The organism is Bythopirellula superficialaquae, assembly GCF_059632245.1.
Window position 1 is genome coordinate 3747441 of sequence record NZ_CP197426.1, and the last position, 17278, is coordinate 3764718.

Genomic DNA, 17278 nt, shown 5'->3' on the forward strand with positions numbered 1-17278 from the left:
GATCACAGAGATCCGGAAGCCATTTTTTGTTTATCGCGTTATTGACTTTGTTCAGTGTGCCACGAGTCTCCGACTCGTAAGGCGACTCGGAGAGTCGCACCACACTTTTTAGCGGCCTGACTCGACCAGCTGCCATTCGTTGATCAGTCTTTCGGCACCGGGCGACATTTCGCGCAGCTTGCGGACGATTTCCAACTTTTCGGATTGCGTCGCCTTGGGAAGCTTGGTCTTCAATTGGGCCAACTTGGAATAGCGCTTGCGGCGACGGCGAAGCTCACGTTTGCGTTCACTAGCTCCCACGAAATATCTCCTTGTCAGACGCACCTTGTGAAAAGGCGCACGATGTACTGGTATGAAGAGGTGGACGAGCCAGCCTCGAATCCCTTTTTGTAAGGGATAAAGGGGTTATCGTCAACGTGGGCGGTTTCTGTCGGGTTTCTTCGGGTCGGGTGGCGGGTTGGGCGCTTCTTGTGTCGTTTTGGGCATACTCATCACGACGCAAGCTTTTGGCAAGAGCTGTCCCAAAACCTTGCCGGTTGCGCGTGCCGTGTCTTTCTGATGTTGATTTTGGGCGTCGTGAAGTGGATGCAGTGAGGAGTATATGTTAGCCCGGATCATGTGGTACGCGGATGTAAGTTGCATTTGCAATGGGTTAAAGCTTCTGCCTAAGGAAATCTTCTACGTGTTCCTGAAGATCGCAAATCTGCTCGTGATCTAGCAGAACGTAGTTCTCGACCTCAAGAGCTAGTGAAGGAAAGGCCTTCTTCGCTCTCTCAAATTGCGATTGAGATTTTGGATCGTCTACTCTAGCACCACTATGGGCGATGAGGTTCCTGAGACCGTTTGCGTTATCAAACCAATCTGCGTCTGAAAAAGGAAGAGAATTATCTTTGTAAACTCTGGCAACCCAAAGTGGTGTAGACTCAAAACTTAGCTTATTGGTTGAAACAGGCTGTTTGGAACAAACGCTTCTCGCATAATACTCCCATAGGGACCAGACTGAGATAAAGTAGGCTTGTCGGGCGAGCCACGCCATGAGGTCAAACTCTCTAATGGTCGCACCGATCTCAACCAGCTTCTCGTATTTCTCCATATCCATTACATCAAGATCGACACTACCACAAAGTTCTAAATAGTTACTCCATAGCAACTCAAGGGTCTCGATAGCTAGATGTTGTTTGTGCATAAGCTCTCTACTAGTAAGTAGTTGTCATAAGGCACTTCAAATCATATGTCATTTCTGCAGGAAGTCCACATTGACCGTCTGCTGCCGCCTCGCCCATTCTATGATCCAGTCGATGTTTAGATACTTAGTCAATTTCGAGTCCAAGAACAATTGATGCTTCTCACGATGTTCTATTGCTATCTGACGAGCGTGCGCGATTAGGTCTAAAAAGCATGCTTTATTGCTAGCGTATTCAACCAAGTCTGGCTGAACCAAACTAACCGAGAGGCGTATATCCCGCCGTTCTTCGCAAGGAATTAACAAAAGGTGAGTTTGTGCCCTTTCAAACTTTAGTTCGCCGCTGTGGGCACCAAAGTTGTTTCTTAGTGCCATAAATTCGCGGTGGGATTGGAGGTATTCCCCGCGTAGATTACTTTCATCAAGTTTAACCTTACGCCCTTCTGCGGATAGAAATGCTTTTGCATAAAACACCAACGTAGAAACAAAGAGCGATTTCATCCTATCTCTGACATTTCGATCAGCGACAGGATAATGGTAATTTTTGTTCTCCTTGCGGTACGGCCTGTTAAGTTCCATTGCCATAGCCATCCACTGATATGCGTTCCCTAAATCATTCTCAGTTAAGTACAAACCTTCAATTTGATCAACGACTTTACCTGCTACGCGAATACTTGGTAACTGTTGGCCATCGAGCTTAAAGATGACCTCTGTACTACCGCCCATCGGATTTATCCTATATTCAGTCTCAATATCTGTATTCATATTGCTTCCACATGAATGCGATATACTTCTATCCGATACGACTCGACATAGATTATTTAATCAAATCTGTAGATCGTTACAATTCATTGAGTTTGATCTAATAAAGAATTGCAAATTATCACTACAAACTCGAACCCCTCGCAGCGCGAAGTCAATATCGGCTGGTTTCACTCACAAAAGGTATTTTTAGGCCGACCCTGCAAAAGTTCGTTCAGCAGCAGACAGTATCCAGCCTGGTTTAGTGAGCAAGCTCAGCACTGCTCAAGAAGTATTTTTTGATTCTCTGAATGAAGGTTGCGCGCAAGGCCCAACTATTCGACGACTTTTCCCAGTTCCTTCCAATAAGAATAGCCACCCTCCACCCCACCACCAGAAATATCACGCCTTTGCTACTCCCGGTTTACGGGCTAGAATTAGTCGGAAATCAATTCACGGCTGATCGCTCTTGCGAGAAATCACCGGGAAAAGTGAGCAATTCGGTCGGGTGGCAGAGTGGTCGAATGCACCGGTCTTGAAAACCGGCGAACCTCCGGGTTCCCTGGGTTCGAATCCCAGCCCGACCGCTCTTGGGCGTTGATGTTCCAACGCCGTTTCGTGACCACCGTCTGTTAAGCTGAATCCTCCGTTTTCGGTTGAGCGATCGTGGGGGTTCTGTCAGTTTCTGCTGGGAAGTTCGTGATGCCTGCTTACGACGCTGTGTTGGTGGTTTCGTTTGGTGGACCCGAGGGCCCGGATGAAGTCATGCCCTTCTTGGAGAACGTGCTGCGCGGCAAGCCGGTGCCTCGCGAGCGGATGCTGGAAGTCGCCGAGCATTATCAGCACTTCGGCGGGGTGAGCCCGATCAACGAACAGAATCGCCAATTGATCGCGGCGCTTAAAAACGAACTCGCTGCGCATGATCACAAATTGCCTGTCTACTGGGGCAATCGGAACTGGGACCCTTTGCTGACCGATACCCTGAAGCAAATGGCCGACGACGGTGTGAAGCGGGCAATCGCTTTTTTCACGAGTGCGTTCAGTTCGTATTCCGGTTGCCGGCAATATCGTGAAGACATCGCCCGCGCCCAAGAAGCGGTTGGCGCGGCGGCACCACAGATCGACAAGCTGCGGGTGTTCTACAATCATCCCGGCTTTATCGAGCCGATGGTCGAAGCGGTACGTGAATGCCTCAACAAGATTCCTGCTGAACGTCGGAACGATGCTCCCCTGCTCTTCACGGCCCACAGCATTCCGCTCAACATGGCGGACAACTGCCGGTATGTGGCCCAATTGCAGGAAGCGTGCCGGCTGGTCGCCGCAGGTGTTGGCCATGCGAAGTGGGAGCTTGTTTACCAAAGCCGTAGCGGCTCGCCTCATCAACCGTGGCTGGAGCCCGACGTGTGTGATCGGATTCGTGAGTTGCAGGCCGAGCAACCGCTGGCCGACTTGGTGATCTTGCCGATTGGTTTTATCTCGGACCACATGGAAGTGCTGTTCGACATCGATACCGAAGCTCATGATCTTTGCAAGGAATTGGGCATCACGATGCATCGCGCGGCAACGGTCGGCACGCATCCCAAGTTCATCGAGATGATTCGTTTGTTGATTGAAGAACGCTTGAGCGACGATCCCAAACGGCTCGCCCTAGGCACGCTGGGCCCCAGCCACGATGTTTGCCCCGTGGATTGCTGCCTGTACACGCCGGCGAGAGGTTAAAACCTCTGTTCTTTCCAGCGATCTGCTGTATCAAATTTGCCGGTTGATGCGATTCTCGCATCGGCACGAGCTTCAAGGTGCTTGAAAACACCAGTCTTCTCGTCGCGGCACGACCTAAGTTTAAGCAGCCGCGAGCACCGCCGTGCGCGCGGAACGCAAACTTGGATTCCGGAGCATTCGCTGATGATACCTTATTTCCCCCTCTTGGAAAACTGGACTCCCGAGCAAGCCGCGCGGATGGAAAACGCCATCTTTGTGGCTCAGCATCGCCTTCAAGAGTTGGAAATGTTTCGCGACGAGCATTTGATCGAAACGTTGGATCGCCATCCCCGCCAGGATCTCGGCATCAACACCATGGGAACAGACCCACAGCTTCACCATGAGTGGCAAGAAGGCCGGGCGGGAAATTTAACTTCCGAGCAATTGTTCGAAGCGGTGAGCCGCGGCAAGATCTGGCTGAATCTCCGCCGCGTGATGGACCATCACGCCGAGTATGCGGAGATCGTGGACCGTTTGTACGGCGAGTTGGAAGCCACCTGCCCCGGGCTGCACACTTACAATCGCTCGGCGAATTTGCTGATCTCATCGCCGGATGCGATCGTGTATTACCACTTGGATTGCCCGGTGAACATGCTCTGGCATATTCGCGGCCAAAAGCGCGTCTGGGCTTATCCACTTGAGACGGGCATCGTTTCCGACGAAACCATCGAAGGCGTGCTCTGCGGCGAGAAGTCCGAAGAACTCGAATTCCAACGCGACTGGGATGAGCTGGCCGTGGTGTACGATCTCGAACCGGGCGAAATGGTCACCTGGCCGCAGCACACACCTCACCGCGTGGTGAACACCAAGGGCGTGAATGTGTCGCTTTCGACCGAACACATGACCAGCCGCGCTGCCCGACGGAATAACGTGTTCCTGGCGAATCGCCATTTCCGCCATTTGTTGGGCGGCAATTTCCGGTCGACGGAACTCACAGGCTGGCGGCCCGCGATGAAAGAATTCGCGTTACGCGTGATGCGGCGGTTGCCACTTGTCGCGCCGCAAGAACCCAAGGGGTTCAAGTATCCGGTGACGTTTGAAGTGGATCTCGACGCCCCCAACTGCGTGCGGCCGCTTAAGGAAGTGCGCGAGCATTCGCTGGCTTTGATGTAGGATCGGCGCTAAGCCGCGAGCAGCTTATTGTTCGACGGTCTTGGTGTTGACGGTCATGCCGATCTGCGTGGCGGGGCGATCTAGCAGCGGACCGACGCGCTTGGCAAAGGCTTGCGGATCGACGTACCCTTCCATGAAGTCGAGGACTTCACCTTCCGGCGTGATCAGCAGCGACGACGGATAGCCGCGAATGCCGAGCTTTTTGATCAACGCCGCATAATTATCCGAATGAGCCATCACCGATTCGGTACGGCCGCGCAAAAGTTCTTTGACCTGCTGATTGCTGTAGGTGTCGGCAATCATCTTGCGGCAGTAGGTGCAGTTGTTCGACGTGAACATCACCAGCAGCGGCTTTTTCTTTTCGATGGCCACCTTCCAAGCGTCTTCGACCGTCTTGTGATCGAAAACTCCTTCAGGAGCTGCGTGCGAATGATCCCGCGGCTTCTCGGCCCGAGCTTCGACGGCGAGAATCGCGAACAGCATAATCAAGAAGGCAATTTTTTTCATGGTACGTACCTGCTAGGCCAGCATCATCGGGTTTGCGTGGTTGACGATCCCTTGGCCGAGGCGATTCCTAATTGCAGACGGCGTTTGAACGTGTTGGCGTCGACATAACCTTCGATCATGTCGAGCACCTTGTTGTTGGAGCTCACCAGCACGGTGGTCGGATACCAACGAACATGGAGTTTCGAAACCAGAGTGGCATGCGTGTAGCGGCCAGCTTGAAGGGTTTCAAACGAACCCTTCACCAGCTCATCGACTTCCGCTTGCTCGTAAGTTTCGTCGAGCATCTTGGTGCAGTGAGGGCACTGCGGCATCGCCACATAGACCAAGATGGGGCGGTTTGATTCCTGGGCGGCGGTCCATGCATCGGGATAGCTCTCGTGCTTGAACCGCGGCAGGTCTTTGATATCGACGACAGCCGGAATTGCGTCTTCCGAAGCGGGAGTCTCGGCGACCTCGACCACTTGTGTTTCGGCGACGGGAGCTTGCTCCGAAGTCGCGGGGGACTCGGCACAACAGATGGCAACGGGTCCCAAAAGCGTGACGATGGCAAACCATCGCGTCGTGCGGGTCATTGTCCGTTCCATGCCGAGTTCCTCCATCGGAAGCGAAACATTTCTGTTTGAGCTAACGAGAAATATCGGCGGCTGCTAGCAGCGGCATGGATGATAATTTCGTGCGACGGAGATTCCGCACGACGGCTTTAGCTTCGCGCTCCCCTAGCGTGCGCAACTTCGTTACAACCGGACGTGATTTCGAGGTGACCAGTGGGATAGCCGCGATTCAACGAATCGCCGGGACCTGCGATTCGTTGAATCGCGGCTAAGCGGAACCACGCTACACGGCTACGCCCTGAGCGCGGGCCTTTTGTACGCCCGCGAAGCCGATGCGGGCCTTCATGCAGGTTTGCCGGAAGGATTCGGGATGAGGGACGCCCAAGAGGCGGAAGGTTTCGATCTGGCCGTTGCGGAAGATCAGATCGCCGGCGGGATACCACTCCTGACCCGGCTGAACGTCGAGTTCGATCGAGTCAAAACGGTCGAGCGAGACACTTTGCTGTTCGCCGCCACCAAACGCCTGCTCGACGAGAACCCGTTTGTTGGTCAGCCGATACCGCCGGCAAGCGGGGTTCGGCACGCCGAACACCACGAACGGCAGCCGGGGAATCAGCATGTGGAAGTAAACAGGGAGGATAAACGGGATCGAAACGAGGGCCAGGATGCGGCCAATCGTGATCGGCAGGCCAAACAGGGTGATCCCGATGTCGTTGGCGAAGCGGCGTCCCCACCAGCGGCCATAAGGAGTCGCGGCGATCGACGGCCAAACCGTCATAATCGTTACTTCTTTTTCAGTGGCAGGGGCCACACCGGCGATGGCAGTCGACATGTCAGGAATCCGCTGAACGAAAATACGTCAATCCAAGACAAGCAAAGTACCAAAACCGACGTTAAGTGGCTAGTGGCGAGTCCAGCGAGCGGGGGACGTAAGTCCCCTGCAATTCTGGAGAAGTTACCAATGCAGGGGACTGACGTCCCCCGCTCGCCTTGTGATGTTCGCCGCACAAAAAAACGGCCCGCGACTTTCGCCGCGGGCCGTTTGTCTTTTTTTACCGTTTCCCGGCCACTGTGCAGACGTGGCAGCGTGCTTAGATGGCAGAACCAGCAAACACTTCGGCAGTCGCAAAGCTCTGACGCTCAGCCATGATCACATCATAGAGCTGAGCCGGCACCTCGGTCGGCGTGACGACCACTTGGGTCTTCCGGCGGCCCCGTTTGGGAGCAGCCTTCTTCACCAACTTGCCGCCAACGGTTCCCCGACAGTGGGGAGAACCACAGCGGCAGTCGAACGCCCGGAACAAAATATCCTCCGTTTCATCGTAGTCCATGGTGAGCAATTCACCGGCTGCGATGTCACGAGTTGCGAAGTAGATGCGTGTTTCCACGTCGAGCCACGAATTGGGGCCACAACTGTGGAGCACCTTGCCCGCAAGGTAAGGATCATCCAGGTGGAGCCCTGGCGCCATTTGCAACGAGTGCAAAGTCATCTCCGTCGTAAGCGTGCCATTCATCCTAAACAGGACGCTGCCTTGAGAAAAATCCCGCAGCACAAGCACCCCTTGTCCACGCTCTCCATCGACGTCGAGGACACGGAAGTCTTCCCAACGGGCTTCGTTGGGAACCACTGGAAAGTGGTCGGGATAGAACCTTTTCATTTACGGTAAACCATCTCACTTGTGATACTTGACGGGGAAAAGAACTGTTCGAGCACTCGGTAGACGGTTGCTTCCTCGTATGGCTTGCAACTGAATACGTCGAGGTACATGTCGCGGTGATTGTCGTTCGAGTGGAACGAAATCTGGCTGGTCTCGATCAACTGGACGCCGGAGCAGCCAGTTTCGTGTCCTTTGCCGAAGCGGGCCACGATCGGGGGTCCAAAGCGGACCATGTCGATGTCGTCGGCCATGACGGTCAGGAATTCGTACAGTTTTTCAATCGAGAGAATCGCTTCGTTACAACCCAAAGCCGTGACCATCATATGTTGGCCGTAATGCTTTTCGCCGTTGTGAACGAGTCGTCGATACTCCGGAGGTGCTTCAGTCAACACAGATTAAATCTCCGTTCGTGCGGGTAGAACAAACATGGGGGTGCAACCTGCGACAACGCGTCGCATGAAAAAAGTGAGTTGCGTATTGCCCTGGCAAGGAAGTTAAAAATGCCGAGAGTACAGCCTTGAGCTAGCCAGCTTGCAGTCTTTGCGGGGTGGTCTGCTGAAAGTGTGATGGGCGGATGAATTAATTGATCAGAGATTTTTATGCAAAGGCACCCCCCTTCGTCTAGTGTGATTCGGCGGTTTGGACCAAGAATGGGCGAAAAAGTGGAAGAAAGTTTTTCTCCAAAAAATCCAGAAAAATTTACTGGCCCTGAGTGCCGCGCTGCAGGCCGCTCACGCCACGCAGAGCCCCTCACAAAGCACGGAGCCGAATTCGAACTCTCACAATTTCACACTCCGTGCGTGTCACACGCGCGCCGTGCGCTGGCAGTGTGGACCAGTCGCAAACAAAATTTCTTGTCGTGCGATGCTGTCGCGGTAAATCACTCTTTACTCAATTGCGGCTATTCGTTCCTCGACACCTTAACAAAGCGTTGCCTCCGCTCAGGAGGCAACGCTTTGAGACCAATACTAATAGAGAATCTCCTGTTCTAACCGTGTCGGCGACGCAGCAGGGCCCAAATGACCGAGCTACCCGCCAGCAACAGAGAGCTGGGCTCGGGGACGATTCCCATGCTCGTCGATATATAGCCAACAGCAGCCTCATGGGCGGCTTCGTCGACGCCCGAAGCGAGGACCCAATAAACTGGCTCAGAATCGGTGAGACCGCCGACTGAGAACGTCGTGGCGAAGGCATACACCCCTGCAGAGGGACTTCCGACACCAACCCCTCCCGCATCGACCAGATCAAACAGCAAGTCTGCATGGATGAACCCTGCGGGGTCGGGTCCGCTGCCATCGGCGGTCAGGGCAAAGTCGAATCCCGGGACGGCGCCACTACCGTCAAACTGCAAGGAAAACGTCTCAGTCGGATCCGAGATCTTCAGTTCGTGGGGTGCTGCGAGTAAAACAAAATCGGGGCTTCCCACGCCATCCCAGTAAAATAGACTCTTGGTCGATCCGCCGAGCGTGAAGGCCACGACGTTGAAGCCCACGAGCGCTCCGCCGGGAAGTGGCGTCTCGCCATGCACTGCCAATTCGTCGGGATCGGATTCCAGTCCGGGCTCATCAGCGCGATAAGCAGGGTTTGGCACTTCACCGAATTCCCCTTCCGCGATCCGCGGCTCAACGGCCACTTGGCCGCCCTCGTCAAACATTTCCAAATCACTGTGCTGAGCAGTAGCTGTGTCGATCAACACAGCGCTCACCAGCAGCAACCAAACCATGCGTTGCCAATTCATCGTTAGCACCTCCAAAAATAAAAACTTATGAATAACTACCACGGGAGGCACTGAGTTCACGGATTTGGTAGTTATCCAAGAACTAAGTACCCGGTGCCCCCCGTGGTAGCGATTCGATTTATGGTCTGCGTCCCACGGCAATCACCAAGAAACCAAACAGCAAAGCGGCGGACACTGGTTCCGGAACAGAGACGGCTCCTCCGAGCGAAGCTCCGCCGAATCCCGCGTAGCGCTGCCAAATTAAAAAGTCGCGACCGTCAACAACCGAGTTGCCGTTGAAGTCGCCCGCGGCCCAACCTCCACTCGTCCCATAGTTGGTTTGCCAGACGGCAAGATCAGCCGCATTCACAAAGCCATCGAGATTCGCATCGCCGAATTGAGTGCCGAGAATATCAAACAACGTCGCCGCGTCAGCGTTATCAAGTATCGTATCGGCATTGAGATCAAAGAGCGGATCGCTGCTCTCGTTCTGAATCGCACCCAGCAGTGCGTCAATGTCGGCAGCATTCACAAGGTCGTCGGGCAGTGCATCATCACCCAACGGACTGACGTCGCCCAAGAGTCGAAATTCAGAAAACTCGTTGGCGAAAAATACATTCGCCGCCGCCATGGCACTCGTTTTCAATGCGCCCGGCGGACCGTTGAACCATGCGACATAATGTGGACGGGCAATTTCTCGGACCGAATCCCCCGTGAGATCCATTTGAAATTCCAAGGCCGCCAGAAAGATGCCCGTGCTGGCCGCGGTGGAAGAATTGTTGTCGACGTCGAAATCGAACACTAAATGGCTGTGAATGCCCCCCGTTGGATCGGTCGCCGTGAAATCAAAGCCGGAGACATTTTCTGCCGCACCCGTCGCAATGGCCGACCCTAGCCCAGTTCGCACTTCCAGGCGATCGTTCAGATTCGTAACCGGTGTAAACTCGATATCGCCGCTGCCATTCCAATAAAACAAGTTGGATGCAGGACCATTCTCAACACGAAAGGCTTTGATGTTGAAGCCCAGCGTCTTATTGCCAGGCAATGGCTGATAGTCGCTACTGGCAAAGAACGAGTTGTTCGCATTTATTGCGCTGATCCCCGGATTGCTGTCGACGAATGGAACGAACCCAGCGATGTCGTTGACGTGAAATCGTGCACCGACGACATTTTGACCACCCGTATCCGGATCGGCAGAGCCTTTGCCGGTTAACAGCCAGCCATCCTGCTGGACGAGAAAAATATCAGCGTGGAAGGCCGAGGCTTGCGAAGCAAAGAGTGATAAAAAAATGGTTAATAGGAATTTGTTTATCTTCATGTTTCTAAATCTCTCACAAGCCACAAGTAAGTAGAGAATACAAATAAGTCAGAGGTTTTAGCCTCTGCTCACTCTGCGTCCTCCTGTACTCACTCCTAACGAGTAATTGGTTTCACGAAATTGCTGCTCGCGGTTCCTTCCAGACACCATTGCTGAATCTGCTCCGAAGAAATCAGCTCGACATGCCCATCGCCGAACAAATAGTTGGCCCCGGTTCCCTGATGTTGCTCGGGGGCGATCTGCAACTTGTAGGCCTCCCACACCAAAGGCATTGCCGGGGTTTGATATTGCAGGTTGTAGCCGTTGAACCACTCCCATCCGTGAGTGTGGTCTTTGTCGTATCCTGCGACAGACTCGAACATGAGAATCACCTTGCCCGACTCGGCAACGTCCCACAAATTCCGAACTGCACGGTAGTTGTCCTGCATCTCGGGGGGCATATTCTCGAAATCCGGTGGATCGACAGCCAGATAGCTGTTGAGGACATAACTGGTTTTCTTATCGCGCAGGCGCTCGTCGGCCTGCGGATCATCCGGACAAATCCGAATCGCGTCGACACTCTCCATGTGGGGTGCCAGCGAGTAGATCCATGATTGGTTCGTGCCCGTCGTGTGATCTTCGGCCTCTGGCATTTGGCCTTTATGTATGTTGGCATGCTGGTGGATCGCCAAGCCGATCTGGCGCATATTGTTGGCGCATTGCGTGCGCCGTGCTGCCGCTCGGGCCGCTTGCACGGCCGGCAGCAGCAAGGCGATCAACACGCCAATAATGGCAATCACCACCAGCAACTCCACCAAGGTGAAGGCTGTTCGAGCGCGCATGGGCGCATCTCCTCAGGGCATGTTTTCCAAGAATTGATGCGTACGAGTGAGCGCGATCACAAGCGAATGCGCAGCAACACGCACATCGGAAAGAAGGGCCTGGATTTAGACCACAGGTGGGCCGCGTGCGGCATGAATCCCCGAGAGAGGGGCCACATAAGAAGCGTCATGCAAAACGTAATGGACAGCAGCCGGCCCAACATCGACCGTTGCAAATTCGATTAAATACGGCGTTTGAGCCTGAACCAAGAACTCGCAAATGGGGCAATCGTCGGCCGCCGATTTCCACGAATCGTGTTGTTCGTCGCTTTGGGCCAACTCAGCTGCGTGATCGTGAGGATGATGGCACCCGTGGCCATGATCGTGAGGATCAGCATCGTGATGATGAGCGTGTGCCAACCCCTCGGCGTGAGCAAGGGCGTGGCAATGATCACCACAGTCCCAAACCGCGTGCAGGCCGTAGCCCAAGACTCCTGCCGACCCATAGGCCAACAGCAGAAGCCCGGCGATTATGCGGAATCGTGCGTTTTTTCCCAAAAGTCTCATCGTGCCGACATCATACACTGCCAAGATACAAATGGCAATAGATTTGCAAATGAATTGCAAGTAGACATCGTCAGTGACTGCGTTTCAACAAAACGCAAGCACCCGTTGCGAGCAATGTGAAGGCACTTGGCTCAGGAATCGTAACGGCAATGTTGTCGATGAGTGTAAAAATCAGTTCGCTACGGCCAGGATCGGTTGAAGAAGCAAAATTGATGTCAAATTGGCCAAAAGAAATGTTCCCTCCCATCGTCGGCGAGGCAAAATTTGTTGTATCAACCGTAACTAATAGATAGCCGTTGACAGACCACTCCACAAGATTTCCCTTTTTCATAATCTCATGATGATTCCACGCGAAGCCAGCCGAGCCTGAAGATAAGACGCCAGTTTGATTAGGGTAAAAATCGATTTGTGTCTGTGGCACTGACCGGTTCGTGCCAAAAGCAGTTTGATAAAGCAGCGCACTACTATTTCGAGAGCCCGCATGATAAATAGCATTCGGATCACCGGACGTTGCGTCATAACTGTTACCATCTTCAACGGAATAAGCCCGCACATCAGCAGCGGAACCTCCATCTGCCGTATAGCCAAAGAAGACGCCATCCGAAGAAAGCACCGACTGACTAAAGGTCCCGGATGTGAGCACGCCAAAGGTTGACATATTCGTTGAACCACTCCCTCCCGAGGGAAATGGCCCAACCGTATTCGACCAGGCATCGAACGCCACGGTGTAGTTACCCGTGAGATTCAGACCATTGGGCGATACACTGAACCCTCCAAGCGCATTAGAAAATAAGTTGGCTTGTAGCTTCAGGCCAATCGTTGAACTACCCAGAGAATTTGGCGCTGCTGGAATTCCAACCGAACTGTAATCGAATGCAAAGCCAGAAAGATCGTCGGTAATGCCATCGACACCACCAACGGTTGGTAGACGATCAAAATTTGTATCAATCGGCATTGAGGCTAAATTTACGTCGAAACCAACTCCGGAATAAGCCGTCCAACGCGTGGCTGCATTGAGATCATCGAAATCTTCGGTGAAGGCATGGAGATACTGCCCCCCAGTGAGCAAGAAACTTACTATCAGGCCGAAAGAAGTTGTCCATCTAAACATGTTCATTAGCAGCTCCTGTAAAACCGAATTCAATTCGTCTGTTAGATCGAAGTGGCCCAAAAATACCTGGGAATATTGACCCACATATTACCCCAGCGTCACGTAAATTCCTAGCAAAATCCAAACAGCAACAATTTTAGCGTCCCACTTGCCACAATATTCACTTAGGCGTATATTTGTCTAAGCGTATATGAAAACAACAATATCAATAACTCCTGATCAGATTTTTCGCGCGCTCGCGGATCCGACGCGGTTGCGGATTTTGAACTTGCTCCGCGGCGGCGAGTTGTGCGTTTGCTATATCGTCGATGCCTTGAACATGCCTCAGCCGAAGATCTCGCGTCATCTGGCTTATCTGCGTAAAGCGGGCCTCGTGCTGGCTCGCCGCGAAGGCTTGTGGATCCACTATCGACTCGCTTCCCCGGCGGACGCATTCCATCAAAAGCTGCTCGATTGCCTCGACAGCTACTTTTCAGAGTCCCCTGCACTGCTGAAAGAAAGCAAGCGAGTCGATCGGACTCGATGCTGTTGAAAGGTTTCTCATGCCTGGGCTACCGAAAGTTTTGTTCCTCTGTACAGGCAACTCCTGCCGCAGCCAGATGGCCGAGGGTTGGGCCCGTGCTTTGAAAGCTGATTCTCTTGAAGCTTATTCAGCAGGCATTGAAACACACGGCCTCAACCCTAACGCACTAAAAGTGATGGCCGAAGCGGGTGTCGACATCAGCCAGCAAAAATCACAGCAGGTCGATGAGTTTCGTGATGTGAATTTCGACTACGTTATTACCGTCTGTGATAACGCCGCCGAGTCGTGTCCACGGTTCCCAGGTCAAGCAAAGGTTATCCACCGCGCGTTTGATGATCCCCCGCGACTGGCTAAGCAAGCCGCCTCCGAAGAAGAGGCCCTCGAACACTATCGCCGGGTGCGGGACGAAATTCGCGATTATGTGGCCACTCTCCCGGAGAGCCTGCAGGAGCATTCCCATGTCTAGCGATTGTTCCTGTGCCCCCGATTGCTGCCCGCAACGAAAGCTTGGTTTTCTAGACCGATTTCTCACGCTGTGGATTTTTTTGGCAATGGCCGTCGGCGTCGGGCTCGGCTACTTCTATCCTGGCGTCGATGGCGTCATCAACCGGTTTCAAGTTGGTACGACGAACATTCCTATCGCGCTGGGATTGATCCTGATGATGTACCCACCCTTGGCCAAGGTGAAGTACGAAGAGCTTGGCGATGTGTTCCGCAACTGGAAAATCTTAGGCTTGTCGCTCGTGCAAAATTGGGTCATCGGGCCGGTGCTCATGTTCGCGCTCGCAGTGTTGTTCTTGCGCGACTATCCCGAGTACATGACCGGGCTCATTCTGATTGGCCTGGCGCGCTGCATCGCGATGGTCATAGTTTGGAACGAGCTTGCCCGTGGCGACACGGAGTATGCCGCCGGACTGGTCGCTTTTAACAGTGTGTTTCAAGTGCTCTTTTACAGCCTTTATGCTTGGCTCTTTATTACTTGGCTCCCTCCACTGCTAGTCTTGGAAGGGAGTGTGGTTGAAGTCAGTATGGCCGAGATCGCCAAGAGTGTATTCATTTATCTGGGCATACCGTTTCTGGCAGGCATGATCACTCGATTTGTCCTTCTCAAGGCCAAGGGTCGGCCGTGGTATGAATTGCAATTCCTGCCCCGGATTAGCCCACTAACTCTCATCGCCCTGTTATTCACGATCCTGGTGATGTTCAGTCTCAAGGGAGAACAAATCGTACAGATTCCCTTTGATGTCTTACTGATTGCCGTCCCGCTGCTGATTTATTTCGTTGTGATGTTCCTTGTGAGTTTCTACATGGGCCGCAAGATCGGTGCGGACTACTCGAAAACAACAACGCTCGCCTTCACCGCGGCGAGCAACAACTTTGAACTCGCCATTGCTGTTGCGGTGGCTGTCTTCGGCATTAATTCCGGCGCTGCGTTCGCCGCCGTCATCGGCCCACTCGTGGAAGTTCCCGTGATGATTGGTTTGGTGAGCTTGGCAACCTACTTTCAAAGAAACTATTTCAATCCACTTACTGTTCCCAAAACAGTCAACTAGAACGGAACTAACATGAGCATCGAACAAGTCGTCCAAGATAAGTATGCGGCCGTTGCGCGCAGTGGCCTTTCCACTGATCATGCTGGCGTGAAGGCCGTGGCCGCGGCGTTCGGCTATTCAGAAAATGAGCTCAGCTCGATCCCCGCCGAAGCCAACATGGGGCTCTCTTGTGGCAATCCCACGGCGTTTGCCAGCCTCAAGCCAGGGGAAGTGGTTGTTGATCTCGGCTGCGGCGGCGGTTTGGATGTGTTCCTCGCCGCGGCAAAAGTCGGTCCCACCGGCAAAGCCATCGGCATCGACATGACGCCCGACATGCTGGAACTGGCTCGCGCTAACGCGATTAAAACTGGCCACAAGAATGTTGAGTTCTTCGAAGCCACCATCGACAAGATGCCGCTGGCGGATGCTTCGGTGGATTGTGTCATTAGCAACTGCGTCATCAATCTGGCTGCTGATAAGCCGGCCGTATTCAGCGAGATTGCTCGCATACTCAAACCGGGCGGTCGGCTGGCCGTTAGCGACATTGCGCTCAAGCAACCTTTACCACCCGAGTTGGGCAATGATCTGATGGCCTACGTCGGCTGCATTGCCGGGGCCATTCCGATTGACGACTATGTTGCCGGCTTGAAGGCCGCGGGATTCGATGAGGTGGAAGTCATTGACAGTCGGTCCGATCTGAATGCCTATGCAAAAGTGGAAAATCAATCGGGTTGTTGTTCGCCTGCGATGACCGAGGGGCTTCCCGTGGTTTCGTGTTGCACGCCGACCTTACACAAGAACTTGGCGGATTTGCTGACCAAGTACGACGTAAACGACTACGCCGCGAGTGTGAAGGTGTATGCCGTCAAACCCTAATTACGCCACGCTCGTGGCGTGCAGCTGTCGCAGTTCCTCGGCCATGATCCGCAGGCCATCGGCCACAATGGCTTCCGATTGCGAGAACGTGACCCGCACGCACTGATGCCGATGGGGCCAATCCAAATCCGCTGGCAAGCCAAAGAAGAAATATTCGCCCGGCACGAGCAGCATATTCTTCTGCTTAAGTCGTTCGTACAACTCGCGCGACGTGATCGGCAGTTCTGGAAACCACATCCACAAGAAAAACGCCCCTTCGGTGGCGTGAACTCGATAAGGAAAGTCTTCACCGAATTCTTTGGCCACGATTTCTAGAGCGAGTTTCGCCCGTCGTTCGTAGAAGGGCTTAATTACTTCACGGCTGAGTCGCAATAGTTCTCCGCTCTTAAGCAACGGCCCAGCGATTGCCTGACCGATGTTATTATTGGCGAGCCCAATCACGGCCGTCATGGCTGCTACACGGTCAGCGATTTCTTCATGCGCAACGACAATCGCCGTGCGTGTCCCTGGCAAGCCTAACTTGGAAAGGCTAAAGACCAACACCAAATCCTCATCCCAACGTGGCAACTCGGCATCCGTGAAAATCGCACCGGGGAACGGCAAGCCATAAGCATTGTCGAGCAACAATGGCACGCCACGTTTTTTGGCGACACCGCGCAACTTCTCCACTTCGTCGTTGGTGAGCACGTTGCCGCTCGGATTTGTGGGCCGGCTCAGCGCAATCGCCCCGATGAAATCAACTACTTCAACTCGCGCAAAATCGACGTGGTACTTAAATTCATGCTCGCCTCGGTATTCAATCTCCGGCTGACAACCAGCAAACATCTCGAGCGCGACACCCTGGTCGGAATAGCCGATGTACTCGGGCATAATGGGCAGCAGAATTTTTCGCTGCGACTTCCCGGCTGTGCCTCCCAACAAATTAAACAACTGAAAGAACGCTGTTTGGCCCCCGGATGTGATCGCGATGTTTTTCGCCGTGACATTCCAACCAAACTCGCGCTGAAACGCCTCGGCCACAATCTCGCGAAACGCGGGGCTACCGGCGGGGCCGTCGTAGTTCACCAGCACGCGGTCGCAGTAGTCAGCCTCCGCCAAAATCGCGCTAAGCCGCTCCCGCCAGACTTCTTGGACTTCAGGCACCGCGGCCGGATTTCCCCCGCCGAGCATCCGCATTTCCCCTTGAAAAGCCCCGCTCAAGGCCTCGCCCAAATCGTCCATCAACTCAACGATTCCCACGCGCCCGGAAAGGCGTTTTCCCACGTCACTGTACGCAAACTTACTATCAGACATATCGAACCAAACTTGTTATATCGTCAAGAG

Annotated in this window: 20 protein-coding genes, 1 tRNA gene and 1 pseudogene; 7 read left to right on the forward strand and 15 right to left on the reverse strand. The window is 53.6% G+C overall.

The genetic code is table 11. The features are described 5' to 3' along the window. Positions 1 to 108 precede the first annotated feature (108 nt). The 3 genes from SH678x_RS15460 to SH678x_RS15470 form a co-directional block, all read right to left on the reverse strand. Positions 109 to 300, reverse strand: coding sequence for a DUF6800 family protein (locus tag SH678x_RS15460; protein WP_496919356.1), 192 nt, complete (start codon positions 298 to 300; stop codon positions 109 to 111). Between the two features lie 352 nt (positions 301 to 652). Further along, positions 653 to 1186 carry a hypothetical protein gene (locus tag SH678x_RS15465; RefSeq protein ID WP_496919357.1) on the reverse strand — a complete coding sequence of 178 codons (534 nt, stop codon included), beginning with the start codon at positions 1184 to 1186 and terminating at the stop codon, positions 653 to 655. A 48-nt stretch (positions 1187 to 1234) separates the two neighbouring features. Continuing rightward, a complete protein-coding gene (locus SH678x_RS15470; RefSeq protein WP_496919358.1) occupies positions 1235 to 1948 on the reverse strand; it encodes a hypothetical protein in 714 nt (237 codons plus the stop codon). 478 nt (positions 1949 to 2426) lie between these two features. Between SH678x_RS15470 and SH678x_RS15475 the strand changes: the two genes are divergently transcribed. From SH678x_RS15475 to SH678x_RS15485, 3 genes are all read left to right on the forward strand, one after another. Then, positions 2427 to 2511: transfer RNA gene (locus SH678x_RS15475), tRNA-Ser, on the forward strand. Positions 2512 to 2626: 115 nt separating this feature from the next. Next, the gene (locus SH678x_RS15480; RefSeq protein ID WP_496919359.1) at positions 2627 to 3643 is read left to right on the forward strand and encodes a ferrochelatase; all 1017 of its coding nucleotides are present in this window, start codon (positions 2627 to 2629) and stop codon (positions 3641 to 3643) included. 183 nt (positions 3644 to 3826) lie between these two features. Then, complete coding sequence (locus SH678x_RS15485; RefSeq protein WP_496919360.1) at positions 3827 to 4795, forward strand: hypothetical protein; 969 nt, start codon at positions 3827 to 3829, stop codon at positions 4793 to 4795. Positions 4796 to 4819: 24 nt separating this feature from the next. On the opposite strand, the gene SH678x_RS15490 is transcribed toward SH678x_RS15485, so the two are convergent. From SH678x_RS15490 to SH678x_RS15540, 11 genes and pseudogenes are all read right to left on the reverse strand, one after another. Further along, positions 4820 to 5302 (reverse strand): thioredoxin family protein, encoded by a 483-nt coding sequence (locus SH678x_RS15490; RefSeq protein WP_496919361.1) that lies wholly within the window; start codon positions 5300 to 5302, stop codon positions 4820 to 4822. Between the two features lie 23 nt (positions 5303 to 5325). Further along, the gene (locus SH678x_RS15495; protein ID WP_496919362.1) at positions 5326 to 5886 is read right to left on the reverse strand and encodes a thioredoxin family protein; all 561 of its coding nucleotides are present in this window, start codon (positions 5884 to 5886) and stop codon (positions 5326 to 5328) included. 250 nt (positions 5887 to 6136) lie between these two features. Beyond that, positions 6137 to 6685 carry a PH domain-containing protein gene (locus SH678x_RS15500; protein ID WP_496919363.1) on the reverse strand — a complete coding sequence of 183 codons (549 nt, stop codon included), beginning with the start codon at positions 6683 to 6685 and terminating at the stop codon, positions 6137 to 6139. Positions 6686 to 6944: 259 nt separating this feature from the next. Beyond that, a complete protein-coding gene (locus SH678x_RS15505; protein ID WP_496919364.1) occupies positions 6945 to 7511 on the reverse strand; it encodes a hypothetical protein in 567 nt (188 codons plus the stop codon). Continuing rightward, positions 7508 to 7903, reverse strand: a complete 396-nt coding sequence (locus SH678x_RS15510) for an S-adenosylmethionine decarboxylase (protein WP_496919365.1) — start codon at positions 7901 to 7903, stop codon at positions 7508 to 7510. The genes SH678x_RS15505 and SH678x_RS15510 overlap by 4 nt, the downstream gene beginning before the upstream one ends. Before the next feature lie 596 nt (positions 7904 to 8499). Further along, positions 8500 to 9249 carry a PEP-CTERM sorting domain-containing protein gene (locus SH678x_RS15515; protein ID WP_496919366.1) on the reverse strand — a complete coding sequence of 250 codons (750 nt, stop codon included), beginning with the start codon at positions 9247 to 9249 and terminating at the stop codon, positions 8500 to 8502. A 118-nt stretch (positions 9250 to 9367) separates the two neighbouring features. After that, entirely contained in the window at positions 9368 to 10546 is a 1179-nt protein-coding gene (locus SH678x_RS15520; RefSeq protein ID WP_496919367.1) for a hypothetical protein, read from the reverse strand. A 95-nt stretch (positions 10547 to 10641) separates the two neighbouring features. Next, positions 10642 to 11112, reverse strand: a complete 471-nt coding sequence (locus SH678x_RS15525) for an H-X9-DG-CTERM domain-containing protein (protein WP_496923075.1) — start codon at positions 11110 to 11112, stop codon at positions 10642 to 10644. Continuing rightward, positions 11107 to 11367: pseudogene (locus tag SH678x_RS15530) on the reverse strand (type II secretion system protein); the annotation flags it as partial. The gene SH678x_RS15525 and the pseudogene SH678x_RS15530, both read right to left, overlap by 6 nt. Before the next feature lie 105 nt (positions 11368 to 11472). Next, positions 11473 to 11913: a hypothetical protein gene (locus tag SH678x_RS15535; RefSeq protein ID WP_496919368.1), complete on the reverse strand. Its 441-nt coding sequence runs from the start codon at positions 11911 to 11913 to the stop codon at positions 11473 to 11475. A 70-nt stretch (positions 11914 to 11983) separates the two neighbouring features. Next, positions 11984 to 13108, reverse strand: a complete 1125-nt coding sequence (locus SH678x_RS15540) for a hypothetical protein (protein ID WP_496919369.1) — start codon at positions 13106 to 13108, stop codon at positions 11984 to 11986. Positions 13109 to 13214: 106 nt separating this feature from the next. Here SH678x_RS15540 and SH678x_RS15545 point away from each other — a divergent pair, with 106 nt between their 5' ends. The 4 genes from SH678x_RS15545 to arsM are packed head-to-tail and all read left to right on the forward strand — an operon-like array spanning position 13215 to position 15955. Further along, positions 13215 to 13556 carry an ArsR/SmtB family transcription factor gene (locus tag SH678x_RS15545; RefSeq protein ID WP_496919370.1) on the forward strand — a complete coding sequence of 114 codons (342 nt, stop codon included), beginning with the start codon at positions 13215 to 13217 and terminating at the stop codon, positions 13554 to 13556. Between the two features lie 10 nt (positions 13557 to 13566). Next, positions 13567 to 14013: an arsenate reductase ArsC gene (locus SH678x_RS15550; RefSeq protein ID WP_496919371.1), complete on the forward strand. Its 447-nt coding sequence runs from the start codon at positions 13567 to 13569 to the stop codon at positions 14011 to 14013. Beyond that, the gene (gene arsB / locus SH678x_RS15555) at positions 14006 to 15100 is read left to right on the forward strand and encodes an ACR3 family arsenite efflux transporter (RefSeq protein WP_496919372.1); all 1095 of its coding nucleotides are present in this window, start codon (positions 14006 to 14008) and stop codon (positions 15098 to 15100) included. Before SH678x_RS15550 ends, arsB begins: the two co-directional genes overlap by 8 nt. A gap of 12 nt (positions 15101 to 15112) precedes the next feature. Continuing rightward, a complete protein-coding gene (arsM, locus tag SH678x_RS15560) occupies positions 15113 to 15955 on the forward strand; it encodes an arsenite methyltransferase (RefSeq protein WP_496919373.1) in 843 nt (280 codons plus the stop codon). On the opposite strand, the gene SH678x_RS15565 is transcribed toward arsM, so the two are convergent. Further along, entirely contained in the window at positions 15956 to 17248 is a 1293-nt protein-coding gene (locus SH678x_RS15565; protein ID WP_496919374.1) for a valine--pyruvate transaminase, read from the reverse strand. It abuts the gene before it with no gap. Positions 17249 to 17278: the final 30 nt, after the last annotated feature.

Bases quoted from the DNA above. Each gene is read 5' to 3' on its own strand.
- SH678x_RS15480 (WP_496919359.1), top strand. From the start codon at position 2,627: ATGCCTGCTTACGACGCTGTGTTGGTGGTTTCGTTTGGTGGACCCGAG.
- SH678x_RS15545 (WP_496919370.1), top strand. From the start codon at position 13,215: ATGAAAACAACAATATCAATAACTCCTGATCAGATTTTTCGCGCGCTC.
- SH678x_RS15520 (WP_496919367.1), bottom strand. From the start codon at position 10,546: ATGAAGATAAACAAATTCCTATTAACCATTTTTTTATCACTCTTTGCT.
- SH678x_RS15535 (WP_496919368.1), bottom strand. From the start codon at position 11,913: ATGAGACTTTTGGGAAAAAACGCACGATTCCGCATAATCGCCGGGCTT.
- SH678x_RS15495 (WP_496919362.1), bottom strand. From the start codon at position 5,886: ATGGAACGGACAATGACCCGCACGACGCGATGGTTTGCCATCGTCACG.
- SH678x_RS15565 (WP_496919374.1), bottom strand. From the start codon at position 17,248: ATGTCTGATAGTAAGTTTGCGTACAGTGACGTGGGAAAACGCCTTTCC.
- SH678x_RS15515 (WP_496919366.1), bottom strand. From the start codon at position 9,249: ATGAATTGGCAACGCATGGTTTGGTTGCTGCTGGTGAGCGCTGTGTTG.
- arsB (WP_496919372.1), top strand. From the start codon at position 14,006: ATGTCTAGCGATTGTTCCTGTGCCCCCGATTGCTGCCCGCAACGAAAG.
- SH678x_RS15505 (WP_496919364.1), bottom strand. From the start codon at position 7,511: ATGAAAAGGTTCTATCCCGACCACTTTCCAGTGGTTCCCAACGAAGCC.
- arsM (WP_496919373.1), top strand. From the start codon at position 15,113: ATGAGCATCGAACAAGTCGTCCAAGATAAGTATGCGGCCGTTGCGCGC.
- SH678x_RS15465 (WP_496919357.1), bottom strand. From the start codon at position 1,186: ATGCACAAACAACATCTAGCTATCGAGACCCTTGAGTTGCTATGGAGT.
- SH678x_RS15550 (WP_496919371.1), top strand. From the start codon at position 13,567: ATGCCTGGGCTACCGAAAGTTTTGTTCCTCTGTACAGGCAACTCCTGC.
- SH678x_RS15485 (WP_496919360.1), top strand. From the start codon at position 3,827: ATGATACCTTATTTCCCCCTCTTGGAAAACTGGACTCCCGAGCAAGCC.
- SH678x_RS15500 (WP_496919363.1), bottom strand. From the start codon at position 6,685: ATGTCGACTGCCATCGCCGGTGTGGCCCCTGCCACTGAAAAAGAAGTA.
- SH678x_RS15525 (WP_496923075.1), bottom strand. From the start codon at position 11,112: ATGGAGAGTGTCGACGCGATTCGGATTTGTCCGGATGATCCGCAGGCC.
- SH678x_RS15470 (WP_496919358.1), bottom strand. From the start codon at position 1,948: ATGAATACAGATATTGAGACTGAATATAGGATAAATCCGATGGGCGGT.
- SH678x_RS15490 (WP_496919361.1), bottom strand. From the start codon at position 5,302: ATGAAAAAAATTGCCTTCTTGATTATGCTGTTCGCGATTCTCGCCGTC.